This window comes from Sphingopyxis sp. JAI108 (assembly GCF_013410105.1).
GTDB classification, from domain to species: domain Bacteria; phylum Pseudomonadota; class Alphaproteobacteria; order Sphingomonadales; family Sphingomonadaceae; genus Sphingopyxis; species Sphingopyxis chilensis.
Genome location: NZ_JACCCJ010000002.1, coordinates 465,919 through 477,523 on the forward strand (window position 1 = coordinate 465,919; position 11,605 = coordinate 477,523).

Consider the following 11,605-nt stretch of genomic DNA (forward strand, 5'->3'; position numbering starts at 1 on the left):
CGTAAACGCGCTATTCATGGCATATATGGCACATCTTCCCGCATGAAGGGGAACCACCAGCTTGCCTTCGCGGCCGACACACGACTTATGCAAAGTCGAGGGAACGCCAAAGGCGGCCAATGCGGGGTTGGGTTGCAAGTGAATGAATTGATCGATCGCAGGAGACTGCTCGCCGGGATCGCGGGAGCGGGGGCGCTGGCCGCGGTTCCGACGCGTGCACAGCTTCCGAACTGGGTGCAGCAACCGGCCCTGCCCTTGCCGCCGCCCGTCGACTATCTCGCCGTGGCAAAGCGGCAGCTGGCGCTGCAGGCGCGCAATATCCCCCAGACCGATCGCGTCGGTGTCGTCGATTTCGGCCTGCCCTCGTCGCGCCCGCGCTTCGCACTGGTCGATATGGTCGCGGGCAAGGTCGACATGTTCCCGGTGACCCACGGGCGCGGCTCGGACCCGCAGCACGATGGCTGGCTCAAGAGCTTTTCGAGCCGCGTCGGCAGCCTCGCGACCTCGCGCGGCGCCTATCGCACCAGCGATTATTATTGGGGCGCCAACGGATCGTCGATGCGCCTCGCCGGGCTGGAACCCGACAATTATACCGCCGACCAGCGCGCGATCGTCGTGCATGGCGCCTGGTATGCGGACCCGGCGCTGATCGCGACGCAGGGCAAGCTCGGGCGCAGCGAGGGCTGCTTCGTCTTTGGCGAAGAACTGCTGCCGATGATTCTCTACAAGCTCGGGCCCGGCCGGCTGCTGTTCGCTGACCGGCTGAGCGCTCCCCCGCCGATGCCGACGCCCTTCCAGCTGCCGCCCGCCGACCCGCTGCCGGGAACGGAGAATTTGCGGCGCGCGAGCACGTTCAGCGGGACGCTCCCCACGACCGCGGATTAAGCGCAGCGTTGGCTTTGGGATGGGGAGCGGTCGATAGGCCGGTCCCTGCGCAAATATGGGCCGAAAGCGACTTCCGCTCAATAAATCCCGCTCGTCGCCGGCGTCGTCACGCGTGCGGCGGTGGGCACCGTCGGGACGACCGGCGGCGGCTCCGGCGCAATGACCGTCGCGGTCGGGCGACCGGGCTTGGCGAAGCTCGCCACCACCGGCGCGTCGCGGCCGTAGATGTCGGCGAGCTTCTTCACACCGCCCTTGCCGTCGGGAACCATGGTCCAATAAGCGACATAGACGGGGAAGGGCTGGTCGAAGCCGAAGCGCGTCGTCTTGCCGCTCGCGATCGCCTCGCCGAATTCCTCGGGGCTTTTTCCCGCGAACATCACCGCCATCAGGCCCGAGAAGTGCAGCGCGCGCTCGGTGCGGATGCAGCCGTGGCTGAACGCGCGTGCGGCGGCGTTGAAAGCGCCCTTCGAGGGGGTGTCGTGGAGGTAGATCGCATGCTCGTTGAGCATTTCCATCTTCATCACGCCGAGCGCATTGTTCGCCCCCGGCTGCTGCACCACCGACAGCGTCTTGCCGCTGCCCGTCCAGGTATAGCCCTGCGCACGCGCCGAGGCGGGGTTGCGCGCGATCGTCGCGCCGATGCCTTCGTTGATGATGCTGCGCGGCAGCGTCCAGGTCGGGTTGACGATGATGCCGGTCGCCATCGGATTGAGCTGCGGCGTCGGAGTCGAATTCTTGCCGACGACGGCCTTGTGCGTCGCGATGGTCGTGCCGCCATGGACGACGCGGGTCACATATTCGGGGACGTTGCTGACGACATAGCGGTCGCCGAGGCTGCGCGGCATCCAGCGCCAGCGTTCCATGTTGACGCGGATCGCATTGGCCTCGGCAGGCGTCTTCGCTTTTTTGAGCGACGCCTTGAGCGCCGCGAAATCGGGATGCACGGGATCGAGGCTCGCGAGCGTTTCGGACACCGTTCCGGCGCCCAGCGCGGCGGTGAGCAGCGACAGCAGGGGTTCGCTGTCGCCGTCGCTGTCGGTCATGAACCATTGCTTGCGCGCGGCGTTCGGCGTCCGGCCGTCGCGCAGGTGCGTCGCGAGCAGCAGGAAGCTGTCGGTTGCGGCCTTGTCGAGCGCCGCCTGATCGTCGCCCAGGATCGCCGCGGCGAGGCCGTCAGGATTGTAATCCCTGGCGAACAGGCCCTCGTCGCCGACCTTTTCGATGAAGCTCAAAAGCGCGGTCGCATTGTCCTCCGACCAGCTCGGCATGTCGATCCGCACCGCGACGACCGGCGCGTCATCCCTTACCTTGTCGGGCTGGAGGATGACCGAATCCTCCTTCACCTCGGTTTGCGCGAAGGCAGGGGCCGCGAACAGGGTCAGCGGGAGGAGGAGAACCGCAGCGGGACGCGCGGAAAAGGAAGCGTTTTTGGCCATGGTCAAAGCCCATAGCCAAAAAGAAGGGCTAGCGAAAGTGAAGCGCCGCACAGCTCGGCGCAGTTGTTCAAAGGGGGGTCAGGCCGCGCCGCCCTCATCCTCCCGCGCCAGCCATTCCTCGAGCCACTTGATCGTATAATCGCCGTGGATGACGTCGGGGTCGGCCAGCAAGGCCTGGTGAAGCGGAATGTTGGTCTTGATCCCGCCGATCACCATCTCGTCGAGCGCGCGGCGCATCCGCATCATGCAGCTTTCGCGGCTGCGGCCATAGACGATCAGCTTGCCGATCATGCTGTCATAATAGGGCGGGATTGAATAGCCGGCGTAAAGCCCGCTATCGACGCGGACGTGCATGCCGCCCGCGGCGTGATAGCTCGTCACCTTGCCCGGCGAGGGCATGAAGGTGCGTGGATCCTCGGCATTGATGCGGCATTCGATCGAATGGCCGCGGAATTCGAGGTCTTCCTGTTTGACCGACAGGCCCGCGCCGCCCGCGATGCGGATCTGTTCGCGGACGAGGTCGAAGCCGGTGATCATTTCGGTCACCGGATGCTCGACCTGGATACGCGTGTTCATCTCGATGAAGAAGAATTCGCCATTTTCCCACAGGAATTCGATCGTGCCCGCGCCGCGATAGCTCATCGCGGCCATCGCGTCGGCGCAGACCTTGCCCATGCGCGCGCGTTCGTCGGCCGAGATGATCGGCGAAGGCGCTTCCTCGAGCACCTTCTGGTGGCGGCGCTGCAGCGAGCAGTCGCGCTCGCCGAGGTGGATCGCATGGCCCTTGCCGTCGCCGAAGACCTGGAATTCGATGTGGCGCGGATTGCCGAGATATTTTTCCATATAGACGGTCGGATCGCCAAAGGCGGCCGCCGCTTCGCTCGACGCCTGGCCCATCAGGCTTTCGAGGCTGCCCTCGTCGGGGACGACCTTCATGCCGCGCCCGCCGCCGCCCGAGGCGGCCTTTATCAGCACCGGATAGCCGATTTCCTTCGCGAGCTTCTTGGTTTCCTCGCTGAAGGTGACGGCGCCCGGCGAGCCCGGAACGACGGGAAGACCCAGCGCGACCGCGGTGCGCTTCGCCTCGACCTTGTCGCCCATCGTGCGGATATGCTCGGGCTTCGGCCCGACGAAGATCATGTCATGCGCTTCGATAATCTCGGCGAAGCGCTCGTTCTCGGACAGGAAGCCATAGCCCGGATGGATCGCGTCGGCGCCGGTGATCTCGGCTGCCGAGATGATCGCGGGGATATTGAGATAGCTGTCCTTTGCCGCGGGCGGCCCGATGCACACCGCCTCGTCGGCGAGGCGGACGTGCATCGCGTCGGTGTCGGCGGTCGAGTGGACCGCGACCGTCTTGATGCCCATTTCGTGGCACGCGCGATGGATGCGCAGCGCGATCTCGCCGCGGTTGGCGATCAGGAGCTTTTCAATGGCCATCGTCGATTCAGCCGATGGTGAACAGCGGCTGGTCGAACTCGACCGGCTGACTGTTCTCGACATGCACGGCCTTGAGCGTTCCCGCGGCGGTTGCGGTGATCGGGTTCATCACCTTCATCGCCTCGATGATCAGGATCGTGTCGCCCGCCTTCACCGCCGAGCCGACCGCCGCGAAATTGGGCGCGCCGGGTTCGGGCGCGAGATAGACGGTGCCGACCATCGGCGACTTAACCGCGTCGGCGAAATTGTCGGCGGTGGGGGCTGCTGCGGCGGCGGCAGCCGGAGCCGCGGGGGTTGCTGCGGCAGGCGCGGCGACCGGCGCGGGTGCATAGTGGGTGGGGGCGGCGGCGGTCAGCGTGCGCGCGACGCGAACCTTGCGGTCGCCGTCCTCGACTTCGATTTCGGAAAGCTGCGTATCGTCGAGCAGTTCGGCGAGTGCGCGCACGAACGCCGGATCGATGTTGATGCCATTGTCTTTATGGTCACCCATGAGAATTTTTCCTGCTGTTGCGGCGTCGTCGTTTCAACGCCCGGACCCCGATTTTTGATGCGCCCCCTTTGTCAGAGACGGGCGGCGGCGTCCAGCGCCAGCGTATAGCTGTTCGCGCCATGCCCCGCAAAATGCGCGACAGCGGCCATGCCGACATAGCTGATGTGGCGAAACGGCTCGCGCTGCATCGGGTCGGACAGATGGACCTCGATCACCGGCACCTTGATCGATTTGATCGCGTCGTGGATCGCGATCGATGTATGCGTATAGCCCCCGGCGTTGAGCAAAACGGCCTTCGCGCCCGCCACATAGGCTTCGTGCAGCCAGTCGATCAGCACGCCTTCATGGTTCGTCTGCCGGCATTCGAGCCTGATTCCCAGCCCTTCCGCCTGCGTTTCCAGTCGCGCGTGAATATCGTTCAGCGTGTCGTGGCCATAGATCTCGGGCTCGCGCGTGCCGAGCAGGTTGAGATTGGGGCCAGAGAGGACAAAGACGGTCGGAAGGTCGGGCAAGGGGCGGTCTTTCGGTTGCGACGTTGCGGGCTCCCCCTATATGGGCTGCTCGGCAAAAGGCAAAGCAAGGCGGATTTCACGTGATCTCGGTCATCCTCAACGGCGAACCGCGGCAGGTGCGCGAAGGCAGCATCGCCGACCTCGTCGCCTCGCTCGGCCTCGACGTGAAGAAGGTCGCGGTCGAACGCAATCGCGCGATCGTGCCGCGATCGACGCTCGCCGACGTCGCACTCGCCGAGGGCGATGCGCTGGAAATCGTTCATTTCGTAGGAGGCGGTTGAGTTGTCAGCAGACCAGTGGAGCGTTGCCGGCCGGACATTTACGTCGCGGCTGATCGTCGGCACCGGCAAATACAAGGATTTCGAACAGAACGCCGCGGCGGTCGAAGCGTCGGGGGCCGAGATTGTCACCGTCGCGGTTCGCCGCGTCAACGTCTCCGACCCCACGGCGCCGATGCTGACCGACTTTATCGATCCGAAGAAGATCACCTACCTGCCGAACACCGCGGGCTGCTTCAATGCCGACGATGCGATCCGCACGCTGCGGCTGGCGCGCGAGGCGGGGGGCTGGGACCTCGTGAAGCTCGAGGTGCTGGGCGAGGCGAAAACGCTCTATCCGAATATGCGCGAGACGCTCGAGGCGACCGAGGTGCTCGCGAAAGAGGGCTTCCTGCCGATGGTCTATTGCGTCGACGATCCGATCGCGGCGAAGCAGCTCGAGGATGCGGGCGCGGTCGCGATCATGCCGCTGGGCGCCCCCATTGGATCGGGGCTGGGCATCCAGAACCGCGTCACGATCCGCCTGATCGTCGAAGGCGCGTCGGTCCCGGTGCTCGTCGATGCGGGCGTCGGCACCGCGAGCGACGCTGCGGTCGCGATGGAGCTCGGCTGCGACGGCGTGCTGATGAACACCGCGATCGCCGAGGCGAAGGACCCGGTTCGCATGGCGCGCGCGATGCGCCAGGCGGTCGAGGCGGGACGCGACGCCTATCTGGCGGGGCGCATGGGCCTCAGGCGCTATGCCGACCCTTCGAGCCCGCTGGCGGGATTGATCTAAGGCAGAAGGCGGCCGGAAGGCGCCATCCTTCTCCCCTCCCGCTTGCGGGAGGGGAAAATCGGTTCGTGGCCTCAGCGTCCGCTTCCCACCCCAAAACCGACGCCCATGCCAGCTTGCTTACCCCATGATGAAGGCGTTCAATTTGTTGCCGTCGGGATCGCGGAAATAGCCGGCGTAGAAACCCTCGCCGCGCGGTCCCGGCGGGCCTTCGCAGCTGCCGCCGTTCGCCAGCGCAATGTCGTAGAGGCGCTGGACCTGCTCCTTGTCTTTCGCCTCGAGCGCCACCATCACGCCATTGCCCACGGTCGCGGGATTGCCGTCGAACGGCTTGGTCAGGCCGATGCCGGCGCCGCCGCCCGGCTTGCCCCATGCTATGAAGCCGTCGAATTCCATCATCCGCGGCGTATCCAGCTCGGCGGCGATCGCATCGTAAAATACCGCCGCTTTCGCCAGATCCCGCGTCCCCAGCGTCACATAACCGATCATCATCCATCTCCCGACTCGCAGAGATGAACATAATAGGAACAAAATAGATCGAAGCAAAGAAAAAGGGCGTCGGACACATGGCCCGACGCCCCTTTCGTCGACGCGGCGGGCGCGCCTATTTGATGCGGATCGCGATAAAGGCCGAGGGCCCCCCACGACGCAGGATTTCGAGCAGCACCGCGTCGCGGCCCGCCTTCTTCGCATCGTTCACGACCTTCGCCAGCGCCTCGCTCGACGTCACCGGTGTGCGGTTCGCGGTCAGGATCGCGTCGCCGCGGCGCAGACCTTTGCGCCCCGCGTCGCTGTTGCCCGACACCGCGCCGATCACGAGTCCCTTGCTGTTCGCCTCGATGCCGACGGCGCGCGCGATGTCCGGGGTCAGCGGCTGCACCGCCATGCCGAGGCTGTTCTGGATCGTCTCGTCATGCGCGCCCGACGGATCCTCGGGCATCGTCTGTTCTTCCTCGGGGTCGAAATTCGCGCCCGCGAGTTCGTCTTCGGGCGGGCGCGTGCCGACAACGGCATTCAGCGTCATCGTCTTGCCGTCGCGCACGACCTCGAGCGGGATGCGCGTGCCCGGTTTGGTGTTGGCGACGATATACGACAGCGTCTGTTGCGGCGTCACATCCTTGCCGTTGACCTTCAGCACGACGTCGCCGCGCTTCAGCCCCGCCTTCTCGCCGGCTTCGCCCGGTTCGACGCGCTGGATGAATTCGCCGCGATCCTTGGGCAGGCCGAGCGCCGAGGCGAAATCCTCGGTTACCGGCGCGATGCCGATGCCCAGATAGCCGCGCTGCGGGGCTTCGCCGGCGCGCAGCGCTTCGATCACCGGGATCGCAGCCTCGGCCGGAATCGCGAAGTTGACGCCGATGTTGGCACCGACGGGCGAGATCAGCATGTTGTTGATGCCGACGACATTGCCTTCCAGGTCGAACAGCGGGCCGCCCGAATTGCCGCGGTTGATCGCGGTATCGGTCTGGATATAGCGGTCATAGGCGCCGCCCTGGCCGATATTGCGCTGGACCGCCGAGATGATGCCCGCGGTCACGGTCGAACCGAGGCCGAGCGGGTTGCCGATCGCGACGACCCAGTCGCCGACGCGCGCCGGACTGCCGTCAGCAAATTTGACGAAGGGCATTCCGGTGGCATCGATCTTGAGCAACGCCAGATCGGACGCCGCATCGCGGCCGACGATCTTCGCCTTATATTCGCGCTGGTTGGTCAGCGTGACCGTGACTTCGTTCACCGCCTCGCCGCGCGGGCCGCCCGAAATGACGTGGTTGTTCGTGACGATATAGCCGTCGGCCGAGATCAGGAAGCCCGACCCGCCGCCCTGCTGTTCCTGCGTGATCGGCTCGCGCGTCCCGGCAAAGGGGTTGAGCCGGACGCCAAGCGTCACTTCCTGCTTGGTCGAGATGTTGACCACCGCGGGCTGCAACTGTTCGACCAGGTCGGCAAAGCTTTCGGGCGCGCCGGCGCGCGGCACGGCCCTCGCCATCTCGCTCTTTTCGTTCTGCGCGACCTGCGCCCCGACGGGGGACTGGGTGACCAGCGCCAGCGCGGTGCCACCCGCCAGCAAGGCCGAAGTGATGCCATAAACATAACGCACGATCGGAAATCCTCTTCGTTCTTTAAAAAAACTCAATAACCCCGGCTGCGGCGGTCTGCGTCGGGCTGGCTGAATGGTGTTTGAACATGAACGGACGCTGCAGGTTCCATTCATCGGTCGCCTGCTTGCCGCGAACGCGTCAACCGCCGCTGAAACGTTTCAGATATTCATTGTCGGGCGACATGATGATCGACGTTCCGCCTTGGTTGTTTTCACCCAGGAAGGTCTGCCGATAGCTCTGCATCGCGCGATAGAAATCATAGAATTCGGGGTCCTTGCCAAAGCTCGCGGCATAGATGCGCGCGGCTTCGCCGTCGGCGCTGCCGCGAATGATCTGCGCCTCCTTCTGCCCTTCGGCGCGGATCGAGATCGCCTCCTGCTGGCGCGCGGTGCGCATGCGGTTATAGGCCGCCTCCAGCGTGGCGCCTTCGGGCAGGTCGGCGCGCTTGATCCGCACGTCGATGATCTCGGCGCCATATTTCTGCGCCTCGCGGTTCAGCGCGACCTGGATATTGTCCATCACCGCGCCGCGTTCGGCCGACAGCAGGGTGGCGAAGGTCCGCTTGCCAAGCTCGTTGCGCAGCGACGAGCCGAGGATGGTCGCGAGTTGCTGCTGCAGCCGTTCCTCGGTGCGGATCGCGGTGTACATGCGCACGGGGTTGGTGATGCGGAGGCGCGCGAAGGCATCGACCTGCAGCCGCTGCTGGTCGGTCGAGAGCACCTGCTGACGCTCCATGTTGATGCCCAGGATGCGCTTGTCGATCAGCTGGACCGAATCGGCGAACGGCATGGTGATCAACACGCCGGCGCCCGAACGCCCGAACTGCTCGCCCTTTTTATAGGCGTTCTTGGTTCCATAGATTTCGCCGACGCGCAGGATGACAGCCTGGCGATCCTCGGGAACGATTGTCACCGTCATCATCAGCACGACCAGCACCGCGACGATGCCGACGAGCAGGCGCACGGGGTTGCGGAAAAGCGAGCCGAACATCATTCGCCTCCCTTCGTCGCCGCTTCGGGTGCCTTGAGGCGCCTCTGCACTTCGTTGAGCGGCAGATAGGGCGTCACCCCGCGCGCTTCGATGATCGTCTTGTCGACGTTCGACAATACCGTCTCCATCGTTTCATAATAAAGGCGCTGGCGCGTCACTTCGGGTGCCAGCTCATATTGGGCGTAAATCTGGTCGAACGCCGACGTGTCGCCGCGCGCGCGTTCCAGCACCTGCTGCTGATAGGCGCGGGCAAGGTTGATTGCCGCTTCGCGCTCCTGCCGCGCCGCGGTGACTTCCTTGAACGCCTCGTCGACCTGGCTCGGCGGATCGGCCTGGCGGATGGCGATGCCCTGGATCGTGACGCCCGCGCGATATTCGTCGAGCAGCGCCTGCATGCGCCGCTGCACCTGCGCCTCGATCTCGACGCGGCCCGGACCGATCGCCTGCACGAGGTCGAAATTCGCGACCGTCGCGCGCATCGCGCTTTCGGCGACCTCGCGGATCGTGTCTTCGGGATTGGCGAGCTGGAAGAAGAAAAGTTCGGGGCTGCGAACCGACCAGCGGACCTCATAGGCAAGGTCGACGATGCTCTGGTCGCGGGTCAGCACGAAATTCTCGTCCGTCGCGTTGGGCGAGCCGATCGCCATCGTGCGGATCGCGCGGACGTCTTCCATCCGCACGCGCTCGATCGGTGCCGGCAGCGTGATCTTGAAACCGGGGCCCATGGTGCGCGAATAGCTGCCGAGGCGCGTCACTACGCCTTCCTTTTCGGGCGGGATGACGTGGATCATCGAAAAGCCCAGCACGATCACGACAAGGCCGAGGATCGCCCATTTCCAGACCTTCGCCGACTCGCCGAAGTCGAAACCGCCGCCGCCGCCCGAGCCGCCGCCACCGAAACCACCGCGCCCCTTGCGCAGCAGCTCGTCAAGCGCCGAGGGGCCGCGCGGCTTTTGCCCGCGCCGCTGGTCGGCGGGATCGGGCGTCACCCACGGGTTGCGCGGGCCCGGCTTCTTGCCGTCGTCGCCGTCTTTGGGACCGCTCCCCCACGGGCTGTTCGCCATCTGGCTGATCTGTTGAAGAAATTGCCGCAATCCCCCCGGACCGCGGCCGGCCATGTTGGCTTCATTTTCGTTGCTCATGCTGCTTTTATAGGGGCGGCGGGCGCGATTAACAGGGGGTGCGCGCGAAAATGGCTGGCAAACGTGCCGATCATGCCTATCTGCCGCGGACATGACCGAACATAGCGCAGAACTCGCCCGCCTGACCGCCGCCGCCGCCGACCTTAGCGAAGGTCGTTCCTCCGGTCTGCGATTGCTCGACGACTCGGGCCTGCTCGCGGTGGTGCTCGACGTCTCCGGATTGGCGGTCGAGGAACGGGGGCCGCTCGAAGACAGGCTGCGTGCCGGCCTCCTTGCTGAACCCGGTGTGCGCGAGGTGCGCATCGCGATGACCGCCGAGAAAAAGGCGCTGACGATCATCGCGGTCGGCAGCGGCAAGGGCGGGGTCGGCAAATCGACGCTCGCCGCGAACCTCGCCGTCGCGCTCCACCGGCTGGGCGTCAAGGTCGGGCTGGTCGATGCCGATATCTACGGCCCGTCGCAGCCCCGGCTGATGGACAGCGAGGGCGTGAAGCCCGAATCGCGCGGATCGAAGCTGGTTCCCGTTCCCAACGCCTATGGCGTGCCGATGCTGTCGACCGGACAGATCGCGGCGCCCGGACAGGCGATCGCGTGGCGCGGCCCGATGGCGGGCAAGGCGCTCGAACAGCTTGTCGACGCGAGCTGGGGCGATATCGACACGCTCGTCGTCGACCTGCCTCCCGGCACCGGCGACGTCCAGCTGACGATGATCCAGCGGCACAAGCCCGCAGGCGCCGTCATCGTCTCGACCCCGCAGGACCTCGCGCTGATGGACGCGACGCGCGCGATCAGCCTGTTCGAACAGGCGGACGTGCCGATCATCGGGCTGGTCGAGAATATGGCGGGCTATGCCTGCCCGCATTGCGGCGAGGTCAGCGACCCGTTCGGCAGCGGCGGCGCAGAGGCGGCGGCGGCGACGATGGGCCTCGACTTCCTCGGCCGCGTGCCCTTGTCGATGGGCATCCGCCTCGCCAGCGACGGCGGCGTGCCCCCGGCGGCGGGAACCGATCCGGCCGGTGAACCATTCCACGCGATAGCGGCGAAGGTCGCCGAATGGCTGGATGCACGAAAGGGCAAATGATGGCGATCAACGACGAAGGCGAGATCCGTGAGCTTTTGGGCCAGCCGCGCCGCATCGCCGTGGTAGGCGCTTCGCCCAACCCGGCGCGGCCGTCGAACGGTGTGCTCGCCTTCCTGATCGCGCAGGGGCACAATGTGATCGCGGTCAACCCCGGCCATGCTGGCAAGACCATCCACGGCGCGCCCGTCGTCGCGACGCTCGCCGATGTCGAGCCGCCCGCCGAAATCGTCGACATCTTCCGCAACAGCGAAGACGCGGGCTCCGCGGTCGACGAAGCGATCGTCCACGGTGCGAAGGCGGTGTGGATGCAGATGGGCGTCGTCAACGAAGCCGCCGCGAAGCGCGCCGCCGCCGCGGGGCTGGTGGTCGTGATGGACCGCTGTCCCAAGGTCGAGATTCCGCGTCTCGGCCTGCTGCGCTGAGGCGGCCACCGCTCGCGCCTTCAGGCGGCCGGATCGGAAAGCCTTTGCTTCGCCG

At 65.8% G+C, this 11,605-nt stretch carries 13 protein-coding genes; 5 read left to right on the forward strand and 8 right to left on the reverse strand.

Annotated features, from left to right (window positions below; all coding sequences use genetic code 11):
- Positions 1 to 138: 138 nt before the first annotated feature.
- Positions 139 to 885, forward strand: coding sequence for a murein L,D-transpeptidase catalytic domain-containing protein (locus HDC29_RS13190; protein WP_179498258.1), 747 nt, complete (start codon positions 139 to 141; stop codon positions 883 to 885).
- 77 nt (positions 886 to 962) lie between these two features.
- Here HDC29_RS13190 and HDC29_RS13195 read toward each other — a convergent pair whose 3' ends face one another.
- The 4 genes from HDC29_RS13195 to HDC29_RS13210 all read right to left on the reverse strand — a co-directional run bounded on the left by HDC29_RS13195 (position 963) and on the right by HDC29_RS13210 (position 4,763).
- Positions 963 to 2,321, reverse strand: coding sequence for a L,D-transpeptidase family protein (locus tag HDC29_RS13195; protein WP_179498260.1), 1,359 nt, complete (start codon positions 2,319 to 2,321; stop codon positions 963 to 965).
- Positions 2,322 to 2,399: 78 nt separating this feature from the next.
- Positions 2,400 to 3,761 carry an acetyl-CoA carboxylase biotin carboxylase subunit gene (gene accC, locus HDC29_RS13200; RefSeq protein WP_179498262.1) on the reverse strand — a complete coding sequence of 454 codons (1,362 nt, stop codon included), beginning with the start codon at positions 3,759 to 3,761 and terminating at the stop codon, positions 2,400 to 2,402.
- Positions 3,762 to 3,768: 7 nt separating this feature from the next.
- Positions 3,769 to 4,251: an acetyl-CoA carboxylase biotin carboxyl carrier protein gene (accB, locus tag HDC29_RS13205; RefSeq protein ID WP_179498264.1), complete on the reverse strand. Its 483-nt coding sequence runs from the start codon at positions 4,249 to 4,251 to the stop codon at positions 3,769 to 3,771.
- A gap of 71 nt (positions 4,252 to 4,322) precedes the next feature.
- A complete protein-coding gene (locus HDC29_RS13210; protein WP_179498266.1) occupies positions 4,323 to 4,763 on the reverse strand; it encodes a type II 3-dehydroquinate dehydratase in 441 nt (146 codons plus the stop codon).
- 80 nt (positions 4,764 to 4,843) lie between these two features.
- On the opposite strand from HDC29_RS13210, the gene thiS reads away from it, so the two are divergent.
- Both thiS and HDC29_RS13220 read left to right on the forward strand, forming a co-directional pair.
- The gene (gene thiS, locus HDC29_RS13215; protein WP_058804940.1) at positions 4,844 to 5,044 is read left to right on the forward strand and encodes a sulfur carrier protein ThiS; all 201 of its coding nucleotides are present in this window, start codon (positions 4,844 to 4,846) and stop codon (positions 5,042 to 5,044) included.
- Position 5,045: 1 nt separating this feature from the next.
- On the forward strand, positions 5,046 to 5,819 hold the full coding sequence (locus tag HDC29_RS13220) for a bifunctional sulfur carrier protein/thiazole synthase protein (RefSeq protein WP_179498268.1): 774 nt from the start codon (positions 5,046 to 5,048) through the stop codon (positions 5,817 to 5,819).
- Between the two features lie 117 nt (positions 5,820 to 5,936).
- On the opposite strand, the gene HDC29_RS13225 is transcribed toward HDC29_RS13220, so the two are convergent.
- The 4 genes from HDC29_RS13225 to hflK form a co-directional block, all read right to left on the reverse strand.
- Positions 5,937 to 6,305, reverse strand: coding sequence for a VOC family protein (locus tag HDC29_RS13225; protein WP_179498912.1), 369 nt, complete (start codon positions 6,303 to 6,305; stop codon positions 5,937 to 5,939).
- 115 nt (positions 6,306 to 6,420) lie between these two features.
- Positions 6,421 to 7,914: a trypsin-like peptidase domain-containing protein gene (locus tag HDC29_RS13230; protein WP_179498269.1), complete on the reverse strand. Its 1,494-nt coding sequence runs from the start codon at positions 7,912 to 7,914 to the stop codon at positions 6,421 to 6,423.
- Positions 7,915 to 8,053: 139 nt separating this feature from the next.
- Positions 8,054 to 8,905 carry a protease modulator HflC gene (hflC, locus tag HDC29_RS13235; protein WP_179498914.1) on the reverse strand — a complete coding sequence of 284 codons (852 nt, stop codon included), beginning with the start codon at positions 8,903 to 8,905 and terminating at the stop codon, positions 8,054 to 8,056.
- Positions 8,905 to 10,047, reverse strand: coding sequence for a protease modulator HflK (gene hflK, locus HDC29_RS13240; RefSeq protein ID WP_179498270.1), 1,143 nt, complete (start codon positions 10,045 to 10,047; stop codon positions 8,905 to 8,907). Before hflK ends, hflC begins: the two co-directional genes overlap by 1 nt.
- Before the next feature lie 91 nt (positions 10,048 to 10,138).
- Between hflK and HDC29_RS13245 the strand changes: the two genes are divergently transcribed.
- Together HDC29_RS13245 and HDC29_RS13250 are read left to right on the forward strand one after the other, a co-directional pair.
- Positions 10,139 to 11,128 (forward strand): Mrp/NBP35 family ATP-binding protein, encoded by a 990-nt coding sequence (locus HDC29_RS13245; protein WP_179498271.1) that lies wholly within the window; start codon positions 10,139 to 10,141, stop codon positions 11,126 to 11,128.
- A complete protein-coding gene (locus HDC29_RS13250; RefSeq protein WP_179498916.1) occupies positions 11,128 to 11,550 on the forward strand; it encodes a CoA-binding protein in 423 nt (140 codons plus the stop codon). The genes HDC29_RS13245 and HDC29_RS13250 overlap by 1 nt, the downstream gene beginning before the upstream one ends.
- Positions 11,551 to 11,605: the final 55 nt, after the last annotated feature.

Coding starts and splice junctions, on each gene's coding strand:
- accB (WP_179498264.1), bottom strand. CDS start 4,251: ATGGGTGACCATAAAGACAATGGCATCAACATCGATCCGGCGTTCGTG.
- hflK (WP_179498270.1), bottom strand. CDS start 10,047: ATGAGCAACGAAAATGAAGCCAACATGGCCGGCCGCGGTCCGGGGGGA.
- HDC29_RS13195 (WP_179498260.1), bottom strand. CDS start 2,321: ATGGCCAAAAACGCTTCCTTTTCCGCGCGTCCCGCTGCGGTTCTCCTC.
- accC (WP_179498262.1), bottom strand. CDS start 3,761: ATGGCCATTGAAAAGCTCCTGATCGCCAACCGCGGCGAGATCGCGCTG.
- HDC29_RS13245 (WP_179498271.1), top strand. CDS start 10,139: ATGACCGAACATAGCGCAGAACTCGCCCGCCTGACCGCCGCCGCCGCC.
- HDC29_RS13250 (WP_179498916.1), top strand. CDS start 11,128: ATGGCGATCAACGACGAAGGCGAGATCCGTGAGCTTTTGGGCCAGCCG.
- HDC29_RS13225 (WP_179498912.1), bottom strand. CDS start 6,305: ATGATCGGTTATGTGACGCTGGGGACGCGGGATCTGGCGAAAGCGGCG.
- hflC (WP_179498914.1), bottom strand. CDS start 8,905: ATGTTCGGCTCGCTTTTCCGCAACCCCGTGCGCCTGCTCGTCGGCATC.